This window comes from Winogradskyella sp. J14-2 (assembly GCF_001971725.1).
Taxonomy (GTDB): domain Bacteria; phylum Bacteroidota; class Bacteroidia; order Flavobacteriales; family Flavobacteriaceae; genus Winogradskyella.
The window spans coordinates 1,687,882-1,711,197 of record NZ_CP019388.1 but is presented as its reverse complement, the minus strand read 5'-3'; the positions used below and the strand labels follow the sequence as shown (position 1 = coordinate 1,711,197).

The following is a 23,316-nucleotide window of genomic DNA, read 5'->3' as shown; positions in this document are numbered from 1 at the left end:
TTTTAAAAATGATAAAAAAATTAGCATACTTTTTTATAGTTTGTTTCATTCTTGTGATATCAGTAAGTTGTAATTCTAAAAAAGAACAGCCTGAAAACATCGCAAAAGACGTTTCTATCATTGTTGAAAATAGTACTATTAATACAGAAAAGAATATGTCTGTATACACGCTAAAAAATAATGAAATTTCAGCATCATTCAACACAATAGGTGCCGAAATGATTAGTTTTAATACCGATAGTTTAGAGTATGTATGGCAAGCAGACCCAAAAATTTGGCCCAGATATGCGCCGATTTTGTTTCCTATAGTAGGGCGATTAAAGGATCACGAATATACCTACAAGGGAAAAACCTATCCCATGAAACAGCATGGTTTTGCAAGAGATAATGATTTTGAGGTTATTGAAAAAACGGAAATAAGCATCACGTTTGAGCAGGTGGCAACCCAAAAATCCAAAACCATTTATCCATTTGACTATGTGTTACAAGTAAAATATACGTTGGAAGGGAAGACACTTCATACCGAATATATTGTAAAAAATCCTTCAGCATCAAAAGATTTATATTTTACTATAGGAGCGCATCCAGCATTTAATTGCCCTTTTGAAGATGGTCAAAAACGAAACGAATACCAATTGGTGTTTGATGAAAAGATTTCACCAAAATTCCACTCTAACGTAAAAGGACTTTATGAAGGAGATACCTATGAGATTTTTGAAGAAGCTGGCGTTATGAAATTGCCAGACACCATTTTCGATAAAGGCTCTTTAACCTTTAACCCAAACAAATTTTCTAAAGTAACCTTTGTACACGAGCCCACACAAAAACAATATTTAAGCGTGGATTTTAAAGGATTTCCGTATTTGGGCATCTGGTCCAAAAACCAAGATTCGCCTTTTGTCTGCATAGAACCTTGGTATGGCATTGCTGACAGAAAAGACCATAGCAAGGATTACACCCAAAAAGAGGGTATAATGAAATTAGCGCCTAATGAAACGTTCAACTGCTCGTTTTCAATAGAAATACTATAATGCTAAAACTTCTGGTGGTCCGCTTGTCTTCTTGTTTATTTGCATTGGCAGTACTTTCTGTCATCTCTTGTAAAACAAGTAAAATAAATCTTTTTAGTAAAGACAACTTAATTCCTTGGTCCATTGTTGGTTTTGATGTCAAAAAACGTTCACCAAAAGAGCGATTAGAGATGCTAGAGCGTTTAGGGTACAATAAATATGCTTACGGTAACCGCCCAGAGCACATCCCAACAATGCAAGAAGAATGGGAATTGGCTAAAGAAAAGGGTATAAACATAAAAGCAGTCTGGCTTTACATAAATCTTAAAAAAGACAGAGTTGATAAGCTAAAACCCCAAAGCGAAGTTGTTTTTAAGAATTTAAAAGCCGTTGGGTTAAAAACCCAGATTTGGGTCGGTTTTCAACCGAATTACTTCAATGACTTATCAGAAGAAGAATCACTTCGAGAGGCAAAAAAGATGATTGAATATTTGTCGAAACGTGCCAAAACTTTAGGCTGTAAAATTGCACTCTACAATCATGGCGGATGGTACGGGAAACCTGAAAATCAGCTAAAGATTATTAAAGCTTTACCAAATGAAGATTTAGGTGTTGTCTTTAATTTTCATCATGCACATAATGATTTAGATGATTATTCCGAAAATATTAAAAAACTATTACCTTATTTATGGTGTGTCAATCTTAACGGTATGAAAACAGATGGTCCAAAAATAATCACCATAGGCAAAGGTGATTTAGAAAAAGAAATGATTCAACAATTATTGGATTTGGGTTACAAAGGTCCTATCGGTATTCTTGGCCATATAAAAGGAGGTGACCCAGAAAAGATTTTAAGAGATAATGAAGAAGGGCTTAAAGACTTGTTTTTAAGTTGTTATTGCTATAAAAAACTACCGATATACTTTAATCAAACGTTATCTGACAATTAGCAAACCATTAACAAAACTAACTAAGTTATTTTTGGACATACAATTATACAGGTTATGCGAAGATTTACAATTTTACTTTTTGCGGTAGTACCATTTTTTATTTTTGGCCAAAGCTACTATTACGATTTTAATACAGATGGAGATTTAGAAGGATTCACTCAAGGTGGTATACCGAGTTTTACGGTATCTGGTGGAGTATTAGAAGCATCAGATACACCAACGGATTATTCAGGAGGGTTTCAGCAGATTAGAACACCAGATGGATTGGGTTTAGTAGAGTCTGACTATACAGTGGTAAGATTAGTCGTTGAAAACTTATTGACCAGTACTAGCGGTAACCATGAAACGTTTAGAATCGTGAATTATGATATCGGAGATAACTCTGCTGGCAATGCAGAACAATCAGGCAATCTAACCATTCCTCATGGTGCGGGATTCCAAACTATCGATTTTGCGATCCCATCCAACCCGGATAATGCAGGGACATTAGATAGGATAGGATTAAGAGTACAGCTAAATGCTGCTGGAGATTTAGCTGGCACACTGAAAATAGACCAATTTATTATCGTAAACACACTTTCGGTAAATATTGTGGCTAACGGTGATTTTGAAAATAACGGTGGTGAACTTGCTCCTTGGGTTGCTGATGGTTCAGATGTTTCAGCCTCTTTAACAACTGGTAACGGAGGTGGAAGTGCAGGCCGATTGACGTTTGACCAAAATGCAACTGGCAATAATACACTTCAAAATTCCTTTTTCACTTTTATTGCTAATGAATTAGAGCAAGTCGATGCGGTGACCGTAAATTTTGATGCCCAATCTAGCAATACAGCTGTTACTGTAGGTGTACAAATCACACATTCTTTAGGTGGTAGTGCAGAGGTAAATCAATTCAACGGCAATGAAAACCTAACAAACGCTTGGACATCGTACAGTCTAAACAGGTCTTTAAGTTCTGATTTTGACGAAATAAGAGTAGCATTAAGAGTTAAAACCAATGCTGCAAGTGCTGTTTTGGGAGATACTTTTGATTTTGATAATGTGTCTGTTATTGTTGACTATTATGATTTAACACCAGCAACACCGGATGCAATAGCGTCAACCCAAACAGGTAATTGGAGTGACTTTACAACATGGGTTGGTGGAATAGTGCCTGGAGCAACAGATAATGTTGTAATTAACCATACTATAACGGTTAACAATGATGTATCAGCAAATGACTTGACTATTACTTCGGGACAGCAACTTCTCGTTAACAAAGGCAATTCTATAACTGTTGAAGGTGATTTGGTTACAGATTCCGCAGTAAACAATAGTTTGATTCTTAGAGGAGATTCCGACCAGTTTTCCTCATTAATCGTTGAAGGAACTTCAACTGGCGAGATAAGGTTTAGACGTTATGTAAACGATGTAGAAGCATCGGCAGGAAATGATTTGATAGCCTCACCAGTAGAGATTACCTCTTTCAATGATTTTTATAACGATAACGCCTCGTTTTTTGTAGAAGACCCAAGTAGCGATGCCGTACTTTTTGGGCCGTTTGATAATGCTGCAAATCCTGGCGTCTATGTCAATTGGGATTTTGATGCTACAACATCGATGAGTGCAGGCAATGGATTTAGAATGGGAACCAACGGAACATTGGCAGAAACTTCGGGACTAAACTTTCACGGAACAGTTGTAACGACTGATGTTAGTGTGCCTATTAATTCAGAAACAGGTGATTTTGGACAGTGGAATTTAATAGGCAACCCATACGCGTCATATATCAGTCTTTCAGATTTCTTAACAGAGAATAACTCTGAATTTGATGCGGCTACTTCAGGTGTTTATGGTTATGATGGTGACGCATCAGATGGATGGGTTATTTGGAACCAAGCATTTTCAGATGCTAATCCAGAGACTTTAATTACGCCAGGCCAAGGCTTTTTTGTGGCTTCAAAATCTGGTGGTGGAACAGTAGATTTTACAACTACAATGCGCACTATTGGTGCTTCGGACGATTTTATAGCCGGCAGAAACACATCCAATAATCACATCGGTAATTTTACGGTGAGTCTTTCAGACAACACTACCGTTCGTTCAACAAATATCTATTATAATCAAAATGCCACAAGTAGTTTAGATGCTGGTTATGATGCTTCGTTTTTTGGTGAGCCAGATCCTTCATTTTCAATTTATACCGCGTTGGTAGATAACAGTTCTGACCAAGCTATGGCAATGCAGACCTTAGGGCCAAATGAAATAGCAAACATAATCATTCCGCTTGGTGTTAATGCGCAGCAAAGTACTCAAGTTATATTTTCGCTTTCTCATTTCAATATGCCAACAGATGTGATGATTTATTTAGAGGATGTTGAAGAAAATACGTTTACACTATTAAACGATTTGGATTATGTGATAACAACCCAAACAGAGATTAATGGTATAGGAAGATTTTACTTGCGTGTTGGCAACAATGTTTTATCCACCCAAGAAGTGGTGTCCAATGCTGTAAGGCTATTTGCAAGTAACAATATAATAACTGTAGCAGGAAATATTGCAGAAGGCTCAAAGCTCAGCGTCTATGATATACAAGCTAGGAAAATTTCGGTTTTTGATTTAGAAACGTCATTAAGTGAGCAAAGGATTCAATTAGAAAATAAGGCTCCGGGAGTATATGTAGCCGTGTTTGAAAATGAGAACCAAAAAGTCACAAAGAAAGTTATTATTCATTGAAAGCGTCTATTTTACCAAAGATTAAACGAGTTCTGACTAATTTTGAACCCTTATCGTCCGTTTTTTTTGAATTTTACATAAGTTAAATACTTCAATATATTTTTAATCAGATGAAATTAAAACCCTTGCTTTTTTCGATGCTCTTTTTAGTTTGCATTTTGGCCTGCGAAGATGATGATGAAAACACAAACGGAACAGGTGTTATAAACTTTTCTCTAATTGAATTGGTAGAGGTAGAAAACGCCACAAGTTCATTGACTCTAAATATAGGTATAGATAATTTTAACCATAGCGGAGGCATCATTGATGTTTCCATAACAGGTGGAAATTATGGTGTAGATTATGAAACGAGTCAAGGTTCTTCAAACTTTGCCTTAGAAGTAGAACCACAAAGTTTAGTATCTACGTTTTCCATAAACCCTATAGATGATGATGTCATTGAGGACGATGTTGTATTGATTATAACTATTACAGCTGCATCAGGAGCTCTAGAATTAGGGGAGCAGACAACACTTACGTTTACCATTTTAGATAATGACAACCCTTTAATAGCAATGGTTGGTTTTGAAAATGAAACTGACCAGATTGAAGAGGATTCTTCAAATCCCCTAACGATTAACATCCCTTTTAATCAGGCAACTACAGATGGCGGAACCATTTCGGTTTCGTCTTCTGGAGATGCTGCTTTCGGAACGGATTATTCAATCAACGGACAGATCGTATCAAATTTTGATATCACAGTGCCAACTGGAGCAACATCGGCAAGTTTTGAAGTCGTTGCCATTAATAATGGTGATTTTGAAGCTGATAAATCGGTAATCTTTGAGCTTACGGAAGTTTCGGGTGGTTTGTCCTTAGGAGCTGTAACTCAAACTACAGTAACTATAATTAATGATGATAGTCCGCCAAATCCTGTCATTGATTTTAGTGCTGGCAATACATTAGTTTACGACGAAAGTGCAGGAACCGTAACCTTAAACTTTGATCTAAGTGATGCCACAACTGCCGATGCAACAGTAGAACTGACTGCAACAGGTACGGCAGATAGCAATGATTATACATTCCAGGGAGTAGCGTCTAGTCCATATAGTTTTACAATTCTAGCCGGAAGCACTTCCGCAAGCATTACCTTAGACATTGAAGACGATGCTGATACAGAAGTAGATGAAACTATTGTTTTAGACATAACCAACGTCACTGGAGGTTTGGACGCAGGTTTGGATTTGCAACAGCAAACACTGACCATTACAGATAATGATGCCGTTGTGTTTAATTACACGGAAACCTTTGAAAGTAATGATGGAACGGATACGTATCTCACAGATGTACTTCAATTTGAAAGTTTCAGTTTAAGTACTCAGACGCTTCCGGACACAGAGGTGCTAAGCTTAATCACTAATGCAGGAAGTTTCACTGACGTAAACGATGTTAGCGGAACTTCGGACAACGGATTGAATATTTTCTATAATGCACAAAGCAATGCAGCAGGCAATGGCCAATTAGATAATGTTCTTATAACACCTATACTACAAGGTAGTGGTCTTATGGATGTAACCGTTGATGGTGCTTATGCCTTTAAAAATCAAAATCCAGCATCGATAACCTTTTATTGGTCACAGGCTTATGATGGCTCAGGTACATTTAATGAAAGCGATTGGACTATTATGGGAACAGAAACAGTAGCTAACATGGATGGAGAAGGTTTTGGAAACAACGATTACAAGCGTCAGGAATTTACTATCGACCCAAGTGCTGATTTTTACGTTGCTATACGGGTTACAGGAACCGTAACCGATGATGATTATAGATTAAGATGGCGATTTGATAATATCAGTGTCAATTCACAATAACAACCACTAATAACATAAATATTATGAAGAAAATAATTTTAGCAAGTATATGTTTCATGGTCTTGGGTCTTACTGCTGCTACGGCACAGTCAGATAAAATGAAGGCTAAAGCAACAGAGAAAGTAGAAGAATTAAATGCCCAGATAGTTGCTGCTGGAGATAAATCCTTGGCACTTTCTGACGAGCAGCGCAATAAAATTTACGAATTGCATATTGCACGTCTTAAAGAATTGCGAAAAGTAAAAAAAGCTGATGGAAGCAAAGAAGACAGAAAAGCAATAAACAAAAAATATAATCAACAGATTTATAAAGATATTCTTACCAAAAAGCAAAAGAAAGCAAGAAAAGTAGGTAAAGAAAAAACAAAAGAGTAACTATTGATTGTTAGCAAGTTGGCAAGGTACTTATTGTATGTAGGGATACGATAAGTGCTGCCACCAACTAAGGCAGTACTAATTGATTTTAAATATTAATCCAAAACAACGAATTATGAGAAAAATTACTTTATTATCTATTTTAATGGCTGTTCCATTTTTTGGCTTGGCACAAGGGCCTTGGGAATTCACCGGCACTGAAGATGGATGGTCTAGAGGAGGAGGCTGTACGGCTGCTACAGGAGCAACAGCATGGACATTAACTACTAATGGAGGTAATAATCCAAACTTTACCAATGAATCGGCTGGAGTAGACGCGGATGCAAATACCGTTGCTGCGGTAACATTAAGGTTAAGCGCAGGTGGGCCAACATATTTACGTTTAAGAATCCAAAAAGACGACCTAAGTGGTTTTGTTTACAAAACAGTTGTTTTAGATCCCACTCAGACGGATTTTGTTACCTATTACATAGACGCTACAGACTCTAATTGGAGTGGTACAGAGAATAACATAAGATTTCAGTTTAAAGATAATGATGGCACAAATAGCGGAACAAATCATTCTACTACAGGTGAGACCATAGAAATTGACACAGTTGAATTTTTACCCTCTATACCCGCAACCGTTCAAAACACCTATACTTTTGATTCTTCAGAAGAAGGATGGGACGATACTATACGTTGTTCAGTTGCTGCAAATAATGGGAATTTGGAAGTTCAGTTGGCTGGTACAGGTACACCAGGGGACACTAACAATTCTAAAGTTGCATTAAACAGCCTATATGTAATCGATGCCACAGGAAATCCTTATCTCCATATTACACTAAAAAATAACACTAATGATGACCAATTAAAAATTGTATATCCAGATGGTATGGGTGGTAATGTTACCGTAACACAAACTATTTCAACAAACGATACGGATTTTGTAACCTACGACTTTAATTTAGGTTCAAACCCAGCATGGACAGGTGAAAAAGCTGGTGTAGAATTGGTTTTTGATGATACTGTTGGCCAAGAAGGGAATGGACTTTTTGAAATTGATAGTATTGTTGTAGACAACATATTATCAACTTCTGATAATTCTATTAGTTCTTTTAGTGTTTCTCCAAATCCAGCTGATACATTTATATATATTAATGTGTTAAATGGGGTTATAAATGCTGAAATATTCGATATTACAGGAAAAAAAGTTCTTGAGACCAATCGATTAATAGATAATAAATTAGATATCTCTCAATTGAGGTCAGGTGTGTATTTATTAAGAGTCACTGATGAAACTTCTAATAAAGCTGTAAAAAGAATTATTAAACAATAATTTTTATAAAACTAAGAATTTTAATAAATCTTCAAAAACTGAGATTTCAATACTATAAAGTGAAATCTCAGTTTTTGTATGTAATAAAACTACATAAACTCCTAACTTTTTAAACTGAATCAAAATGATAAGCATTTTATCCTTTGCAGGCTTTACCACTATTGTTGCAATTATATCCTACCTGGCAACAAGAAAAACAGATGAAACATCATCAGATGGTTATTTTTTGGGTGGTAGAAGTTTAACGGCTGGAGTAATTGCTGGATCATTATTATTGACAAACCTTTCAACAGAACAGATTGTAGGTTTAAATGGTTCTGCTTATAGTGAAGGAATATTGGTAATGGCTTGGGAGACTTTAGCGGCTATAGCTATGGTTGTTACGGCTTTGTATCTTTTGCCAAGATATCTTAAGAGCGGTTTAATAACAATACCTCAATTTTTGTCAAGACGATTTGATGTCGCAACCAAGACCTTAACCTCTGGGTTGTTTTTAACAGGCTACGTGGTCGTACTCTTACCTACCATTTTATATTCTGGTTCACTTGCCATTAGTGGTATGTTTAATGTTCCCGAATTATTGGGAGTTTCAGATCAGGCGGCACTTTGGGTTTGTGTTTGGGGTATTGGTGTCATCGGTTCTATTTATGCAGTTTTTGGAGGCTTAAAAGCTGTAGCTGTCTCTGATACAATAAATGCAATTGGTTTATTAATCGGCGGTTTGTTAATACCTGTTTTTGGATTGTTGATTGTTGGGGACGGAAGTGTTTTTGAGGGTATATCAGCTCTAAAATCTAATATTCCAGAAAAGTTTGATTCCATTGGTGGTGATACAGCTTCAGTACCGTTTGCAACTATTTTTACTGGGATGATGTTGGTGCAATTATTTTATTGGGGAACCAACCAACAAATCATTCAAAGAGCACTTGGTGCAAAAAATTTAAAGGAAGGGCAGAAAGGGCTATTGTTGGGCTCATTTATTAAAATTTTGGGGCCTTTAATCGTTGTACTGCCGGGTATTATCGCATTCTACATGAACAAAAATGGGATGTTGAATGTCTCGGCAACGGACCAAGCCTACGGAGAACTAGTGAAGAAAGTATTACCTGCTGAATTGATTGGTTTTTTCGCGGCAGTTTTGTTTGGTGCAATTCTTAGTTCTTTCAATAGTGTTTTAAATAGTGCTGTTACTTTATTTGGAATAGATATTTATAAAGAACACATCAATAAAAATGCTGATGATAAAACCACTGTAAAATATGGCAAAACATTTGGTGTGATTTTGGCTTTTGGCGCTATGTTTATAGCACCATTTTTGTCTGATTTAGATAGTATCTTTGATTATCTACAACGTGTTAATGGCATTTACAGCATTCCTATTTTAACAATTATATTTGTTGGTTTTGTAACTAAAAAGGTACCTGCAATAGCAGCGAAAATAGGATTGTTTTCGGGTTCTATACTATATATTATCAGTGAATTTGTAATACGGCCAAATATGGTTTCATCTGCATTAGAAAAATCTAAGGCAAATGGAATGTCTTCAATTAAAGAATTAAAGAATGTAGAGGTTGAAGCCTATCCTCACTTTTTACATATCATGGCAATACTATTTGTATTAAATGTAGTCATTATGCTTGCCATCGGTTACTTTAAACCGAGAAGAGTAGCCTATGAACAAAAATTTACACATCAAGTGGATATCACGCCATGGAAGCATGCAAAGATTGTTGGTGCGATTATAACGTTAATCGTTATAGGTGTTTATATTTATTATTCTTAGCAGCAAGATAAGACTAGGCAGCAGAAAAAACGGCATTATCTTACACGCTCAATTGAAAAGCTAGTAAATCGCGATGCAGTATCGATTACAAGTACTGATGCTACGTTTGCTCGAGCTTGTATCTCTATACTTTGTCCTGCTGTAAGTTGTGCTAAAGTAGTTACTTGTCTCACAATCCTCGAATTTTCGTTCATGTGCTTATAGTTAACCTCTTGAAGGTTAGCACCACCACTAACTGATATTCTAATTCCAAAAGTATTACTGTTATTTAAGTTGACATCGGAAGTATACATTGCCGTAATTCTATAAATACCATCAGCAGGAATATCAAATTGATTATTGGGAGTGTCAAAGTCTGAGTTTAAATCAAAGTCAACGGTATCAAAATTAATCGTTGTCCAAGTATTAGCTACAGTAATAGTCTGTGCAGTTGAAAGCGTAGCTCTAGCGGCTGACATTGACAAGTTAGAGTTCTCCCAAGTTACAGTGCCAGCTCCGTCTGTAGTTAAAACCTGATTTGCAGTACCGTCAATAGTTGGGAAAGCATAACCACTTGTGGCTCCTGGGTTTCCTACCTGTAGTGTTCCGTTTATTCTAAAAAGATCATTATCAAAACGACCATAGACTAAAGCACCGTTTTGTCCAGCATCAGAATTCTCAATATACAGTCGATTGTCATTTGATTCATTATATCCTGATTGGTAACCAATAAAAATATTTCCACTTTTACTTTCCGAAGTTCCTGTATTGTCCTCTGGATTATAATCTCCGGCACCAGACTGAAAACCTATATAAACATTGTTTGAAGATTCTACATCTGAATCTCCAGCTTTACTACCTATAAAGACATTATTGTCATCAGTTGTGCCACCTGTATAATCTACTGAGCGTCCGGCGTAATCACCGATGGCTACATTTCCGCCTCCATCTTCATTAAACCTTAGTGATTGATTACCTGCAGCAACATTATTTACACCAGTTTCATTCCTCGTTAAAGAAAATGCACCAATGGCAACATTTGAAACACCTGAAGTATTTGCTCCAAGTGCACCTCCACCGATTGCGGTATTATTATTTCCATCTGTATTAGACGATAGAGCAGATTGCCCTACAGCCGTATTTCTTAAACCATCGACATTTGCTGTGAGCGTATTGTAGCCTATAGCTGTATTATTAAACCCAATAGTATTTTCATCTAGAGTAAAAGAACCAATAGCTACATTTTGTCTGCCTGTTGTATTATTTCGCATAGATTGGAAACCTATGGCCACATTGTTTGTTCCATCTGGATCACTGACGTCAGCTCCAACAGTAGCGTTGAGGGCTTCAAACCCTATTCCTATATTTCTGTTATGGGAACTGTCATCTCCTGCGCCTGCAGATATCCCTAAGAATATTGACGACCCGTCGTTGCTCCCATCAATGTCAGATTTACCGTCTATTAAGTCGTTAATCCGCTCGATACTTGTAATTGGTAGCCATCGCGTAGAACCGTTGTCCCAGTAATGAAATCCAGAAATGTAATTAATACTGTTGTGAGTATCTGCCGTGGTAAGATAAACGAGCATTCCATCTTGGTTTACACCAGGATCAGCAACCGGGAAGGCATCGATTTTAGGAATTAACAAACCGTCGGTATTTGCTGGTGCTGTTTGATTGGACGACCTAATATCTAGCGATGCATTAGGCGATGTTGTGCCGATTCCAATCTGAGAGAAAGTAAAAATTGGTAAAATTAAAAGGTATAGAGATATTTTTTTCATAGTTATTATGGAATAATACCTACCAAGATAAAAAAAATCCGTTCTTTTAAGTTAGATAGAGGTCTAACTAGATTTTCAACAAACCAATTCTGACAAAAAACAAACTATTCAAATGCAAATGCATATACAGATTTTAACTTATTATTTAATCAAATGGATTTCCGCCTGGGTCTGGTGGTGAAGATGTTTGTGCTTTTAGTGGGTTTAAAATAACAAAAGTACCAATAGCCGTAATGCCAGCGTATTTACCAAGCTTTTTTAGGGCTTCCTTACGTGAAATGAGGTTTTTGTTTGAATCTAATCCAGATGATTTGTTACTATTAAAAACAGACATGTAATATTGACTTTATTAAAGTTGTTTTCTAAAGTAAGTATTAAAATATATTCGTAGAAGTCTTATCAATAAAAAAGATTCTTATCGAAACTTTTATGACATATACCATACTTCTACATCTAGTGGGATAATATTTTGGTTAACCAAAATTAGTCTATTTCGATTTATAAGCTACCTAAGCATTAATATAGCTAACTAATTATTTCCTCGTTTGAGTATGTCATAGCTTATTTTCTATTAAAGAGCAGCTCTCAAACGAATTGGTTCTTAGCTTTATGTCCGACTTATCAGCAATAGATAAGTCACCAATCCAAAAAAAATTAGCAATGTTACATTTAAAAACTTCATTTATCTATAGATTTTAGATATCGAAAAAGGATTCTTCTTGTTTATTATTGCAATCCATTTAGGTTTTATAAATATTATAAAGACTATACGGGTTTTTTAAATAGCTTAATGTTTTGGTTAGAGACTAGTTCAATGTTCTGTACAAACAATTTCAAACGGCAAGTGTAATCATAAGTCTGTCTTTTATGTTTTAGGTAGATTTGGTACATTTTTTGTGGCTTTTATGTTAATAACTAACTGTAAATCAACAATATTATGAGGCTAAAATCTATCCTTTTTTCCGTGACTTTGCTCTTGAGTTTTGGGACTAATGCTCAAACTAAATTAGAATGCAAAACAAAGCTTTCAATTTTTCATGAAGCTGTTAAAGCTAAGAAATATGACGCTGCTTACGAACCTTGGCTATATGTGAAAAAGAATTGTCCTGATTTAAATCTAGCTACATATGCTGATGGAGAAAAGATATTAAAACATAAAATTGAAAACTCCAAAGGTGAAGTTCAGCAAAGCTTTATCAATAGCATGTTAGACTTATGGATTCTGCGTAAAAAGTACTATAACAGCGATACACCACTAGGAGAATATAATACTAAAGCTTGCCAACTACAATACGATTACAAAGACGAGCTAGGCAAAACTAATTTAGAACTTTTTGATTGTTTTGATGCCACTTTTAATGCGGATAAAGAAACCTTTACACATCCAAAAAGCTTATATACCTACTTCTCCTTGGTGGCAGAATTATTTGATGCACAGAAAAAAACAGCATCCGAATTATTCAAAATCTATGACAGTGTTAACGAAAAAATAGAAGTTGAAATTCAGAATTATTCTGAAAAATTAAATGCTTTGGTAAAAAAAGTTGATAATGGAGGCACACTAACCACCAACGAAGATAACAAGAAAAGAGCCTATGAAAGTTATCTCAAAAACTACGGACTTATTCAAAGTAATATGAATATTATCGCAGATAAAAGAGCCAATTGCAGTAATTTAATTCCGCTATATGCTAAAGACTTTAAAGTACATCAAAACGATTCTATCTGGTTAAAACGCTCAGTAAGTAGAATGTATCATAAAGATTGTACAAATGATGATCTTTACGAAACATTGGTTAAGCAATATGATAAAGTTGCTCCATCTGCAGACACAAAAGTGTATGTTGCTACGGTATTATTTAAAAAAGCAAAGGATGAAGAAGCCTATAAATATCTAGAAGAAGCCTACAAACTAGAAACAAGACCATATAAAAAAGCCAATATTGCTTTAAGAATAGGCGCTATGTTAAAAGTTAAAGGTCAATATTCTAAAGCACGCAATTTTTTAATAAAGGCTCTTGAGTTAAATCCCTCAAACGGGAAACCGCATCTGTACATCGCCGAAATGTATAACGATAGCGCAAAGGACAAAAATTGCGGGAAAGATAATTTTCATCAAAGAGCAGTATATTGGTTGGCAGCAGAAGAGGCGCAAAAAGCTTCTCGTGTCGATCCAACTTTACAAAGTACAGCAAAATCCTATGTGCAAAGTTATTTGGCCAAAGCACCAACTAAAGAAGAAATTTTTCTAAGCGGCTTATCTGGGAAAACCATAAAAACAGTGTGCTGGATTAATAGGTCTATTAAAGTGCCAAAGATCGATTAGCAATACCATTTTTTTTAATATTAATCGTAACTTTGGGCTAACCCAAATGAATAAATTTAAGCTATGTTAGAAAATTTTTGGTTTAATGTAAAATATGGCATTAACCACGTTTTAGACCCAAATGGTTATGACCATGTACTTTTTTTAATGGTACTAGCGGTGCCATATCTTTTCAAAGACTGGAAACGTGTTTTATTGTTGGTTTCTATGTTTACGCTCGGCCATACACTATCTTTAGTTTTGGCTGCTTATGGTGTGGTTTCCGTTGATGGAAAACTAGTTGAGTTTTTAATTCCAGTGACCATTCTAATAACGGCAATTTATAATGTGTTTACCGCAGGGAAAAAAGATAAAGGCAAACAAATAGGATTACTGTTTTTTACGACCCTGTTTTTTGGTTTAATACACGGTTTAGGCTTTGCGAGAGAGTTTAAAATGTTTGCTGGTCAGTCCGAAAATAAAGTAGAACTTCTTATTGAGTTTGCATTGGGCATTGAAATTGCACAGATTATTATTGTGTTTATTGTACTCTTTTTGGGTTTTTTATTCCAAACAATTTTTAGATTTTCGAGGCGCGATTGGGTTATGGTATTATCTGCAATTGTTATTGGGCTGGTGATACCAATGATTTACGGAAGCGACCTGTTAAACTAGCGATAATTGGTAAAATTTTAACGACAGCGTAATTGCTTATACAATTCTATCCTATTATATTCGTTAAATACTTTGTTTAAAACACTTAATGTCAAACAAAAAACAATTACGTTACGATAAAGCTTATTTGCGCATTGCCAAAGAATGGGGAAAACTTTCGCATTGCAAGCGTAAACAAGTTGGTGCACTTATCGTAAAAGACCGTATGATTATTTCCGATGGTTATAATGGTACACCGACGGGATTTGAGAATTATTGTGAAGATGATGAAGGCTATACAAAATGGTATGTGCTCCATGCAGAAGCTAATGCGATACTAAAAGTAGCATCCTCAACACAATCTTGTAAAGGAGCTACATTGTATATTACCTTATCACCTTGTAAAGAGTGTAGTAAGTTAATACATCAAGCAGGTATTGTAAGAGTTGTGTATTCCCAGTCTTATAAGGATGATTCTGGAATTGATTTTTTGAAAAAAGCGGGTATAGAACTAACATATATTGAAGATTTAACGGCCTAATGGCAACCAAAAACAAATACATTCCTCTTATTATTGGCGTAGCTATAGCCGCAGGTGTTGTTATTGGGGGCAAGTTGAACTTTACAGATACGTCAGATAATCTTTTTACAACCAATAGTAAAAAGGACAAACTCAATAGATTAATAGATTATATAGATTACGAATATGTAGATGAGGTAAACACGGATAGTATTGTAGATGTCACAGTCAATGGTATTTTAGACAACTTAGATCCACATTCTACCTACATCCCAAAAGAAGATTTAGAACGTATTACCGAGAATATGAAGGGTGATTTTGTAGGTATTGGTATCAACTATTATCCTTACAAAGACACAATTGCTGTTATAAAGCCTACTGAAGATGGGCCTAGTGAAAGTGTAGGTATAATGAGTGGAGACCGTATTCTACTCGCAGACGGCGATACCATTTATGGGCGTAAGATATCTAATGATTTTGTAGCAAAAAAGTTAAAAGGAGATAAAAATACTAAGGTAAAACTTACAGTTTATAGAAAAAGTGAAGATACTATTCTAGAGTTTGATGTAAGGCGTAAAACCATCCCCATAAAAAGTATTGATGCAGCTTATATGCTTACCGATGAGTTGGGTTACATAAAAATGAATCGGTTTGCAGAGACAAGTTTTAAGGAGTTTAAAGCGGCTTTGGAGGATTTACAAGACCAAGGTGCTACAAAATTAGCACTTGATTTAAGAGATAATCCTGGAGGATTTTTAGGTATTGCAGAGCAAATCGCAGATGAGTTTTTAGAAGACGATAAGCTGATATTATTTACAAGAGACAAAAAAGGTAGAGAAGAACGCACTTATGCTACAAGAAGAGGTGATTTTGAAGATGGTGAAATATTTATACTTATTAATGAAAATTCAGCTTCAGCAAGTGAAGTTATTGCAGGTGCATTACAAGATAATGATAAAGGAATTATAGTTGGTAGACGCTCTTATGGTAAAGGGTTAGTGCAACGTGAAATGGCACTTGGTGACGGTAGTGCCGTACGTTTAACTGTTTCTAGATATTATACTCCAACAGGTCGTTCTATACAAAGGCCATATACCAATGGAGACAATAATTCGTATTATAATGATTATTATAAACGTCTTCGCACAGGTGAATTAGCAGATGAAGAAAACATTAAAGTTGACGACTCATTAAAATTTACAACACCTAAAGGAAAAGTAGTATACGGAGGCGGAGGCATTATACCAGATGTTTTTGTGCCTGTAGACCGATCATTTGATAACGAAACTATAAACTATCTAAGACGGCGAGGTCATTTTGGATATTTTGTTTTTGAAGAGTTAGATAAAGATAGAACCATATATCAAGATGTAACTAAATACGATTTTATAAATAATTTTGAAGTAAGTGACGATATCGTTATTCGTTTTCAGGATTACGTAAATCGAAAAGAAGGTACCAATATCACTTTTGTAGCGTACAATGACGAAATAAGACGTCTTATAAAGGCAACCTTAGCAAGGCAATTATTTGATGACAATTCCTTTGAAGAAGTCCTTAATAAGGAAGATATCATGGTGCAAGAAGTAATTCTTCTTAGCAACGAGTACCCAAATTTTAAGCAGTAACCTTATCGTGAATTTTGGTGTGTTTGCCACCATTCCAAAGTGTAAGTACATCGGTAGCTACTTGTGCACCACTGCCAGAAGCAATGGCAAACTGACTTCGCCAGCCAGCTAGTGTACCAGCAACGTATAAATTTTTTTCAATTAAGTGGTCTTTATTTTTTAACCATATTCTATCCTTTTCAGTTGCTGCTCTTGGGTGTGGTTCAATATAATTTTCTAAACCTTTTATGGTAAAAAGATTGGTGTAGCCAACGGCTATCACTACGATTTTAGATACATGTTCGTTTTTATTGGTAGTAACTTTAAAACCGTCCTTGTTTTTCGCAATATGTGTTACTTTTTCTTTTTCTATCTGAGTGACATGAGGATATAAATCTTTGAGCTGTTGTATACCATCACTTAAGATATCTTTCCCTAGAGTTCCCGGTTTAAGCCCCAGAACATTATTAAACAATGCTGTATGAAGGTGTGAGCTTTTCTGATGTGCAATAATGCCAATTGCTTTATCTTTCGCAAACGGTTTGTCTTTAGCAGACCCTAAAACCAGAGCACAAGATAGACCAGCTGCACCAGCACCAATAATCAAAACATCGAAAGTCATGATTTTTTTTTGCTTAACGTTTCAATTTGTTTAGAAATCCTTAGAATTTGTAATAAGATGATGGCACAAAGCGCAGAAATAATTGTAATAATAGCGGTTTGACTTTCGCCAGTTAGCAATGCATCTAGGTTTAGTTTTGTTGCGTTAAAAACTATAAGAACAACAGCCACTGCGGTTAAGATCCAAATAAAAATTTTCATGTTAAGAGTATTTAAGCCAATAGCATTTTAATATTATGAGCAAATAACTTCACTGCTATTGCTAACAAAATTACACCAAAAACTTTTCTTATTATGTTAATTCCGTTTTTACCTATAATTCTTTCAATTTTAGCAGAGGTCTTAAGAACAATATATATTACTATTACATTAACAATAACGGCTACGATGATATTTTCTATCTCAAATTCTGCACGCAGTGAAAGTAAAGTTGTTAAGCTACCAGGACCAGCAATTAGAGGAAATGCTAAGGGGAATATAGATGCTGTTATGGCATCGTCACCATTATCTTTGTAAAGTGTTATCCCTAAAATCATTTCTAGGGCGATAAAGAAAAGCACAAAAGCACCAGCAACCGCAAAAGAGTTAACATCAATACCAATGAGGTTTAATAAACTTTTACCCACAAATAGAAAAACAATCATTATAACACCAGCAATTAATGATGCCTTTTCACTCTGAATATGGCCAACTTTTTTTCGTAAATCGATAATGATTGGAATGTTGCCAACAATATCAATTACAGCAAATAAGACCATAAAAGCAGTAAATATTTGTTTAAATTCTAACTGCATAACTTTCGTTTTTAAAATTTGGCGCAAAGGTCTTATTTTATTGTGGATTAACAATATTAAATAACCGTAAAGTTTATTTATTTTTGCCATATGTTTCAGCTAGGAAAAACAATAGTTTCAGAAGATATCATTAAGAGAGATTTTGTGTGCAATTTGTCGGCATGCAAAGGAGCATGCTGTGTAGATGGGGACGCTGGTGCCCCTTTAGATGAAGAGGAAACAAAGATTTTAGATGAGATTTATCCAAAAGTTAAGCCTTTTTTACGAAAAGAAAGTGTAGAGGTGCTAGATGCACAAGGTGCATGGGTAAAAACGTCTTACGGAGAGTTAGAGACTCCACTTATTAATGGTGCTGAGTGTGCTTATGTTATTTTTGATGATAAAAATACTGCGCTATGCGGTATTGAGGAAGCTTATAACCAAGGTGAAATATCTTGGAAAAAGCCTGTGTCTTGCCACCTTTACCCTATTAGAATAAACGACTATTCTGAATTCTCAGCCGTTAACTATGAAAAATGGGATATTTGTGATGATGCCTGTACACTCGGCAAAGCATTACAAGTGCCTGTTTATAAGTTTGTAAAAGAAGCTTTGATTAGAAAATTTGGTGAAGATTGGTATGCTGAGTTAGAAAGCGTGGCCGAGAATAATTTTAAATAGATGATTTATTGCGTTGCCAAAGTATTCTTTCGATAGCTTTATTCTTGTTTTACTCACATGTTTAGAGGTTGCAGTTGTCCTTGTTTTTACCCTAAAATGTGCTTTTGGTATTAGCTAGCTGTTTATTTTCATGGTTTTAGGGCGTTTTTTAAACTTACTCAACTTATTAAATATTAACCAGAGCACGTAGTTATACTCTCATAGGTGAGTACTTACAAAATAATTTTATATTGTGAGGAAATTGTGGTTAAGTTAAGATCTGTCATTTAAATATAGCAGATTAATTATTAGTATTAGTCTAAGAAGTTTATATTTGATTTGTAACTAAACCATCAACAAAATGAATCAAAACAGTAATCATGTATCTCCAGAACTTCTAGCTACTAAAGGATTACGCTTTGCAAACTTTATCATCGACTATATTGCTATAATTATCTTATCCTTTGTAGTTGGTTTAATCTTAGGAGTTATTTCAGAGTTACTCGGCAGCTATGCCCTTTTAGATTTGATAGATAGTAATATACTTGTAGAGTATCTCTTTGGTATATTAATTTGGCTATTTTATTACATCCCTTTTGAGACCTTTACCAAAGGAAGAACTTTAGGTAAGTATATTACCAAAACCAAAGTGGTTACCCACAAAGGCATAGAGCCTAATATTGAGACTGTTTTTATAAGAACCATATGTAGGTTTATCCCTTTTGAGCAATTCTCTTTTTTAGGAGAAACTGGCAAAGGGTGGCATGATTCTATTTCAAAAACTTATGTTGTTGATGCAAAGAAGTTTGAAAGTAAAAGAGAGACCGAATTAGGACTTGAAGAATTAGGAAAACTAACTGAATAATCTTTTTAGATAAGAAAAGCTAAACAGTAAAAAGCACTCAATACCGAATCGTATAGGAGAGTGCTTTTTTACCTTTATAAAATAATGGATTAATTAATTTGCTTCCATTAAAGCAAAGAACTTATCAATATTAGGCATCAGAATAATGCGTGTTCTACGATTTTTAGATCGGTTTTCTTGAGTATTATTGTCTACCAAAGGTTGGTAGCTACTACGGCCAGATGCAATGAGTTTTGCAGGATCTACTTTGTATTTGTGTTGTAGTTTTCTAACAACCGATGTCGCTCTCAAGACGCTTAAATCCCAGTTATCTTGTATTTTCTCTGTATTAATACTTCTAGAATCTGTATGACCTTCTACCATTACATCTATACTTTCTTCAGAATTAATGACATCTGCCAGTTTTTGTAAAATGTTGTTTGCCTTACTGCTTATTCTATAACTTCCAGAATTAAATAGCATTTTGTCTGATATTGAAATCATAACAACAGTTTCATTAATGTTTACAGCAATATCTCCCTCTTCGTTTAAGTCTGAACTGTTCATGGTTTTTTTAAGATTGTATTGAATTGCCAAATTCATAGAATCTTTTAAGGTTTTTGCATTAGCTAACTTTATAGGATCCACGTTTTTTAATGTGGCGAGCATTTTTTGCTTACTGTCGTTAGACATAACTGTACCATCTTTGTTAACATCTAGCTTAATGTCATTTTCAATTTTAAGACCCTTTACGTCCTCGCTAAGTGAACTAATTTTGTCGTTATAGCGGTCTACTCGCTCTTTTATTTTTGCAAACTTATTCTCTAAATCTTCTTTTTCTACTTGGGTTTTGGTTAGCTGACTTTTAATCTCACCATTTTCTTGCTCTAAAGCCATGTATTTCTTTTTTGAAACACAAGAACTTACTAAAATCGTTACTAATAAAAGCATTGAAATTTTTTTCATGTTTTTGTTTTAAGTTAGTGTATGCAGTGTATAATGGATATACGACCAAATGCGGATTTTAGATGTCCAAATACAATATTTCTTTAGATTGGGCTATAAAAAAAGCCTAAGAAAACTAGGCTTTTTATTTTATTCTTCTTGATCAGTATTTAGTTTAGCAGGCTCGACAGAGCTATCATGCGATTGGTAGTATTCTTCTAGTAAATTCATCATAGAAGTTAAAAGATCTTTAGTTTCTAGTAACAAACTAAAATAAAGCGTTGTGTTTTTAGGGCTAGACTCTTCGCTTCTTGTTCGCTCTACTTGCTTTTGTATTTTGTCTCTAACCAAATTAAAAATCTTGGATTTATTTTCTAAGACGGCACCTATTTGTTCAAACGATCTAGACTCAAATGCCTTCTGGGTAGTAGTAAATAATAATTCTAGTTTAGAGTCCAAGTCCTTAAGCTCTTTAACTTGGCTAAACTTTAATTTTTTATGGTTGTTGTTAATATGTTTATAGCTAGCTTTAGAAATATAGTCTAAAGATTGTGTTATATCTTGTAAATGAGCAAGAATATTTATGTAGAAATTACTGGCAGCAACACTAGGTTCATCTAGGTTTCTAATAAAATAGAAGATGTTATCTTTTAGATCATCAATTTCGTTAGATAGTTTATCAATATGCCTTCTGTTCTTTTTTAAAAGTTTTAAATCTTGCACTGCTAGACCATTTATGGCAGAAGTATAAATTCTATTACCGCGTTTAATAACGTTAGCTATGTTTGAAGCACTTTCGTGAATAACGCCTTGGGTAGAGCTACTTTCTGCCTTTTCTAATTGATCTTCTTCGCGGATTATTTTAGAGCTTTTACGATGTGCTAAATAGCTGCGAATTAATAGAACGATAGCTAAAACTAACAATCCTGCTAGGGCATAACCTCCGCCATAATACAGGATAAAAGCCATTACTGCGGCAGCAATAAAAGCACTAAAGGCGGTAAAGAACCATCCACCAATAACATTAAGCACTCCTGCTACTCTGTATACGGCACTTTCGCTTCCCCAAGCTCTATCGGCTAAGGATGTTCCCATAGCTACCATAAACGTAACGTAGGTTGTAGAAAGTGGTAGCTTCATAGAAGTAGCTATTGAAATAAGGACAGACGCCACCATCAAATTAACAGCGGCTCTTACTAAATCAAATGCAGGTTTGTCTTGTTGTTTTATAATAGCCTTAGGTTTTAAAAATTGCTTTTCGGCCCAGTTTTTATAAGAGTTTGGTAAAAGTTTATTTATACTATCGTTAAGACCAATTGTTAGCCTAACCACGTTTCTAGATAAATAATTGGGTTCAAAACGCTCTTTAACTTCATCTTGCCTAGACAAGTCTACTGATGTTTTTACTACAGCTCTGGCTTTGCTTGAAAACCAAAGCGTTAGTACCATGATAAGACCTGCAACAAGCAGTAAATAGGGTTCGGTCTGTACAGGTTCGCCAAGGGCAGACATAACATAGTTAGTAGGCTCTGCACCACTGGCACTCCAAGCTTCATAAGAATTATATGCTGCTATTGGAACACCAATGAAGTTTACAAGATCATTGCCTGCAAAAGCTACTGCTAAGGCGAATGTTCCTACGATTATTATTATAGTATAGATCTTAGCGTTAAAAAACTTAACCGCTAAATAGGTTATTAAAGTGAAGGCTACAAAACTTGCTTCAACAAAATATACAGGATGATCGTTTAAAAACCTTAGCACAGACTCATCCATAAAGGTTGCATTTTTTAATCCCTTAATTATTATAAAATACATTATGGATGTTAGTGCAAAACCGCTAAAAATTGCACTGTACCAATCTGGTTTCTTTTCAAAATTAAAAGAGAGTAATAAACGCGATACATATTGAATAATAGCACCAATGGTAAAAGCAACAATTACAGACAAAAGGATACCTAATATAATTTCAATGGCCTTTTCGTTATTAATATAGTTGCCTAAATCTATGATAGACTGAGAGTTGTCTGCATATATTTTGATTATAGCTACCGCAACTGAAGCGCCCAACAGCTCAAATACTATTGAAACTGTGGTAGAGGTAGGTAAACCGAGTGTATTAAAGAAGTCTAAAAGCAGAATATCCGTTAGCATCACAGCCATAAAAATGACCATGATTTCATTAAACATAAACTCACCTGGATTAAAGATGCCCTTTCTCGCTACCTCCATCATGCCACTAGAAGTCATTGCACCGACAGCAACACCAATACTGGCAACAATCATTATGGTTTTAAAAGATACTGCTTTAGAGCCAATAGCGGAGTTTAAAAAATTTACAGCATCATTACTTACACCAACAACTAAGTCTGCAACAGCTAAGAACGCTAATGCAGCTAGCATATAGATATAAAGGTTTTCCATTTAAAAAAGTAACTATAATTGTTCGCAAATTTCTTCTTTTAATTTCAACGTTATGTTACCAAAATGTTATGATATGCTTTGGCATTTAAAAAAACAAATAATTGTTTTTCCGCTATCTATGGGAACTAAAATATAAGTTATGTATTATTAAGACTATTTTAAAAATTAAAATACTTATAATCAAATTATTAAGAGTT

Annotated in this window: 20 protein-coding genes; 13 read left to right on the top strand and 7 right to left on the bottom strand. The window is 34.9% G+C overall.

Features of this window, described 5'->3' with window-relative positions; genetic code table 11:
- The first annotated feature begins 8 nt into the window (after window positions 1-8).
- The 7 genes from BWZ20_RS07905 (at window position 9) to BWZ20_RS07875 (ending at window position 10,003) form a co-directional block, all read left to right on the top strand.
- Window positions 9-1,031 (top strand): aldose 1-epimerase family protein, encoded by a 1,023-nt coding sequence (locus tag BWZ20_RS07905; protein WP_083677182.1) that lies wholly within the window; start codon window positions 9-11, stop codon window positions 1,029-1,031.
- Window positions 1,031-1,960, top strand: coding sequence for a sugar phosphate isomerase/epimerase family protein (locus BWZ20_RS07900; protein ID WP_083677181.1), 930 nt, complete (start codon window positions 1,031-1,033; stop codon window positions 1,958-1,960). The genes BWZ20_RS07905 and BWZ20_RS07900 overlap by 1 nt, the downstream gene beginning before the upstream one ends.
- Before the next feature lie 54 nt (window positions 1,961-2,014).
- Window positions 2,015-4,678 carry a T9SS type A sorting domain-containing protein gene (locus BWZ20_RS07895; protein WP_076618652.1) on the top strand — a complete coding sequence of 888 codons (2,664 nt, stop codon included), beginning with the start codon at window positions 2,015-2,017 and terminating at the stop codon, window positions 4,676-4,678.
- 110 nt (window positions 4,679-4,788) lie between these two features.
- Window positions 4,789-6,528 (top strand): hypothetical protein, encoded by a 1,740-nt coding sequence (locus BWZ20_RS07890; protein ID WP_076618649.1) that lies wholly within the window; start codon window positions 4,789-4,791, stop codon window positions 6,526-6,528.
- Window positions 6,529-6,551: 23 nt separating this feature from the next.
- A complete protein-coding gene (locus tag BWZ20_RS07885; protein ID WP_157358356.1) occupies window positions 6,552-6,902 on the top strand; it encodes a hypothetical protein in 351 nt (116 codons plus the stop codon).
- A 115-nt stretch (window positions 6,903-7,017) separates the two neighbouring features.
- On the top strand, window positions 7,018-8,220 hold the full coding sequence (locus BWZ20_RS07880) for a T9SS type A sorting domain-containing protein (protein ID WP_076618644.1): 1,203 nt from the start codon (window positions 7,018-7,020) through the stop codon (window positions 8,218-8,220).
- Between the two features lie 124 nt (window positions 8,221-8,344).
- Window positions 8,345-10,003, top strand: a complete 1,659-nt coding sequence (locus BWZ20_RS07875; RefSeq protein ID WP_076618641.1) for a solute:sodium symporter family transporter — start codon at window positions 8,345-8,347, stop codon at window positions 10,001-10,003.
- 35 nt (window positions 10,004-10,038) lie between these two features.
- On the opposite strand, the gene BWZ20_RS07870 is transcribed toward BWZ20_RS07875, so the two are convergent.
- Together BWZ20_RS07870 and BWZ20_RS07865 are read right to left on the bottom strand one after the other, a co-directional pair.
- The gene (locus tag BWZ20_RS07870) at window positions 10,039-11,766 is read right to left on the bottom strand and encodes a hypothetical protein (protein WP_076618639.1); all 1,728 of its coding nucleotides are present in this window, start codon (window positions 11,764-11,766) and stop codon (window positions 10,039-10,041) included.
- Window positions 11,767-11,911: 145 nt separating this feature from the next.
- Window positions 11,912-12,100, bottom strand: coding sequence for a hypothetical protein (locus BWZ20_RS07865; RefSeq protein WP_076618636.1), 189 nt, complete (start codon window positions 12,098-12,100; stop codon window positions 11,912-11,914).
- Window positions 12,101-12,703: 603 nt separating this feature from the next.
- On the opposite strand from BWZ20_RS07865, the gene BWZ20_RS07860 reads away from it, so the two are divergent.
- The 4 genes from BWZ20_RS07860 to BWZ20_RS07845 all read left to right on the top strand — a co-directional run bounded on the left by BWZ20_RS07860 (window position 12,704) and on the right by BWZ20_RS07845 (window position 16,873).
- Window positions 12,704-14,092 (top strand): tetratricopeptide repeat protein, encoded by a 1,389-nt coding sequence (locus BWZ20_RS07860; protein WP_076618633.1) that lies wholly within the window; start codon window positions 12,704-12,706, stop codon window positions 14,090-14,092.
- A 63-nt stretch (window positions 14,093-14,155) separates the two neighbouring features.
- Window positions 14,156-14,746, top strand: a complete 591-nt coding sequence (locus BWZ20_RS07855; RefSeq protein WP_076618630.1) for a HupE/UreJ family protein — start codon at window positions 14,156-14,158, stop codon at window positions 14,744-14,746.
- Window positions 14,747-14,834: 88 nt separating this feature from the next.
- Window positions 14,835-15,266, top strand: coding sequence for a deoxycytidylate deaminase (locus BWZ20_RS07850; protein ID WP_076618628.1), 432 nt, complete (start codon window positions 14,835-14,837; stop codon window positions 15,264-15,266).
- Entirely contained in the window at window positions 15,266-16,873 is a 1,608-nt protein-coding gene (locus BWZ20_RS07845; protein ID WP_076618626.1) for a S41 family peptidase, read from the top strand. Before BWZ20_RS07850 ends, BWZ20_RS07845 begins: the two co-directional genes overlap by 1 nt.
- Here the strand turns inward: BWZ20_RS07845 and BWZ20_RS07840 are convergent.
- The 3 genes from BWZ20_RS07840 to BWZ20_RS07830 are packed head-to-tail and all read right to left on the bottom strand — an operon-like array spanning window position 16,863 to window position 18,267.
- Window positions 16,863-17,474, bottom strand: a complete 612-nt coding sequence (locus BWZ20_RS07840; RefSeq protein ID WP_076618624.1) for an FAD-dependent oxidoreductase — start codon at window positions 17,472-17,474, stop codon at window positions 16,863-16,865. The two genes, BWZ20_RS07845 and BWZ20_RS07840, sit on opposite strands and share 11 nt — an antisense overlap.
- Window positions 17,471-17,674 carry a hypothetical protein gene (locus tag BWZ20_RS07835; RefSeq protein WP_076618621.1) on the bottom strand — a complete coding sequence of 68 codons (204 nt, stop codon included), beginning with the start codon at window positions 17,672-17,674 and terminating at the stop codon, window positions 17,471-17,473. The genes BWZ20_RS07840 and BWZ20_RS07835 overlap by 4 nt, the downstream gene beginning before the upstream one ends.
- Before the next feature lie 11 nt (window positions 17,675-17,685).
- Window positions 17,686-18,267 (bottom strand): MarC family protein, encoded by a 582-nt coding sequence (locus BWZ20_RS07830; RefSeq protein ID WP_076621296.1) that lies wholly within the window; start codon window positions 18,265-18,267, stop codon window positions 17,686-17,688.
- Between the two features lie 90 nt (window positions 18,268-18,357).
- Here BWZ20_RS07830 and BWZ20_RS07825 point away from each other — a divergent pair, with 90 nt between their 5' ends.
- The gene (locus tag BWZ20_RS07825; RefSeq protein WP_076618618.1) at window positions 18,358-18,927 is read left to right on the top strand and encodes a DUF3109 family protein; all 570 of its coding nucleotides are present in this window, start codon (window positions 18,358-18,360) and stop codon (window positions 18,925-18,927) included.
- A 340-nt stretch (window positions 18,928-19,267) separates the two neighbouring features.
- The gene (locus BWZ20_RS07820) at window positions 19,268-19,771 is read left to right on the top strand and encodes an RDD family protein (RefSeq protein ID WP_076618615.1); all 504 of its coding nucleotides are present in this window, start codon (window positions 19,268-19,270) and stop codon (window positions 19,769-19,771) included.
- Between the two features lie 93 nt (window positions 19,772-19,864).
- Here BWZ20_RS07820 and BWZ20_RS07815 read toward each other — a convergent pair whose 3' ends face one another.
- The gene (locus tag BWZ20_RS07815; RefSeq protein ID WP_076618612.1) at window positions 19,865-20,716 is read right to left on the bottom strand and encodes a flagellar motor protein MotB; all 852 of its coding nucleotides are present in this window, start codon (window positions 20,714-20,716) and stop codon (window positions 19,865-19,867) included.
- 129 nt (window positions 20,717-20,845) lie between these two features.
- Complete coding sequence (locus tag BWZ20_RS07810; RefSeq protein WP_076618610.1) at window positions 20,846-23,119, bottom strand: inorganic phosphate transporter; 2,274 nt, start codon at window positions 23,117-23,119, stop codon at window positions 20,846-20,848.
- Window positions 23,120-23,316 lie beyond the last annotated feature (197 nt).

What these genes read in the sequence shown, in the direction of transcription:
- BWZ20_RS07905 (WP_083677182.1), top strand. Translation starts at nt 9, where the DNA reads ATGATAAAAAAATTAGCATACTTTTTTATAGTTTGTTTCATTCTTGTG.
- BWZ20_RS07900 (WP_083677181.1), top strand. Translation starts at nt 1,031, where the DNA reads ATGCTAAAACTTCTGGTGGTCCGCTTGTCTTCTTGTTTATTTGCATTG.
- BWZ20_RS07895 (WP_076618652.1), top strand. Translation starts at nt 2,015, where the DNA reads ATGCGAAGATTTACAATTTTACTTTTTGCGGTAGTACCATTTTTTATT.
- BWZ20_RS07890 (WP_076618649.1), top strand. Translation starts at nt 4,789, where the DNA reads ATGAAATTAAAACCCTTGCTTTTTTCGATGCTCTTTTTAGTTTGCATT.
- BWZ20_RS07885 (WP_157358356.1), top strand. Translation starts at nt 6,552, where the DNA reads ATGAAGAAAATAATTTTAGCAAGTATATGTTTCATGGTCTTGGGTCTT.
- BWZ20_RS07880 (WP_076618644.1), top strand. Translation starts at nt 7,018, where the DNA reads ATGAGAAAAATTACTTTATTATCTATTTTAATGGCTGTTCCATTTTTT.
- BWZ20_RS07875 (WP_076618641.1), top strand. Translation starts at nt 8,345, where the DNA reads ATGATAAGCATTTTATCCTTTGCAGGCTTTACCACTATTGTTGCAATT.
- BWZ20_RS07870 (WP_076618639.1), bottom strand. Translation starts at nt 11,766, where the DNA reads ATGAAAAAAATATCTCTATACCTTTTAATTTTACCAATTTTTACTTTC.
- BWZ20_RS07865 (WP_076618636.1), bottom strand. Translation starts at nt 12,100, where the DNA reads ATGTCTGTTTTTAATAGTAACAAATCATCTGGATTAGATTCAAACAAA.
- BWZ20_RS07860 (WP_076618633.1), top strand. Translation starts at nt 12,704, where the DNA reads ATGAGGCTAAAATCTATCCTTTTTTCCGTGACTTTGCTCTTGAGTTTT.
- BWZ20_RS07855 (WP_076618630.1), top strand. Translation starts at nt 14,156, where the DNA reads ATGTTAGAAAATTTTTGGTTTAATGTAAAATATGGCATTAACCACGTT.
- BWZ20_RS07850 (WP_076618628.1), top strand. Translation starts at nt 14,835, where the DNA reads ATGTCAAACAAAAAACAATTACGTTACGATAAAGCTTATTTGCGCATT.
- BWZ20_RS07845 (WP_076618626.1), top strand. Translation starts at nt 15,266, where the DNA reads ATGGCAACCAAAAACAAATACATTCCTCTTATTATTGGCGTAGCTATA.
- BWZ20_RS07840 (WP_076618624.1), bottom strand. Translation starts at nt 17,474, where the DNA reads ATGACTTTCGATGTTTTGATTATTGGTGCTGGTGCAGCTGGTCTATCT.
- BWZ20_RS07835 (WP_076618621.1), bottom strand. Translation starts at nt 17,674, where the DNA reads ATGAAAATTTTTATTTGGATCTTAACCGCAGTGGCTGTTGTTCTTATA.
- BWZ20_RS07830 (WP_076621296.1), bottom strand. Translation starts at nt 18,267, where the DNA reads ATGCAGTTAGAATTTAAACAAATATTTACTGCTTTTATGGTCTTATTT.
- BWZ20_RS07825 (WP_076618618.1), top strand. Translation starts at nt 18,358, where the DNA reads ATGTTTCAGCTAGGAAAAACAATAGTTTCAGAAGATATCATTAAGAGA.
- BWZ20_RS07820 (WP_076618615.1), top strand. Translation starts at nt 19,268, where the DNA reads ATGAATCAAAACAGTAATCATGTATCTCCAGAACTTCTAGCTACTAAA.
- BWZ20_RS07815 (WP_076618612.1), bottom strand. Translation starts at nt 20,716, where the DNA reads ATGAAAAAAATTTCAATGCTTTTATTAGTAACGATTTTAGTAAGTTCT.
- BWZ20_RS07810 (WP_076618610.1), bottom strand. Translation starts at nt 23,119, where the DNA reads ATGGAAAACCTTTATATCTATATGCTAGCTGCATTAGCGTTCTTAGCT.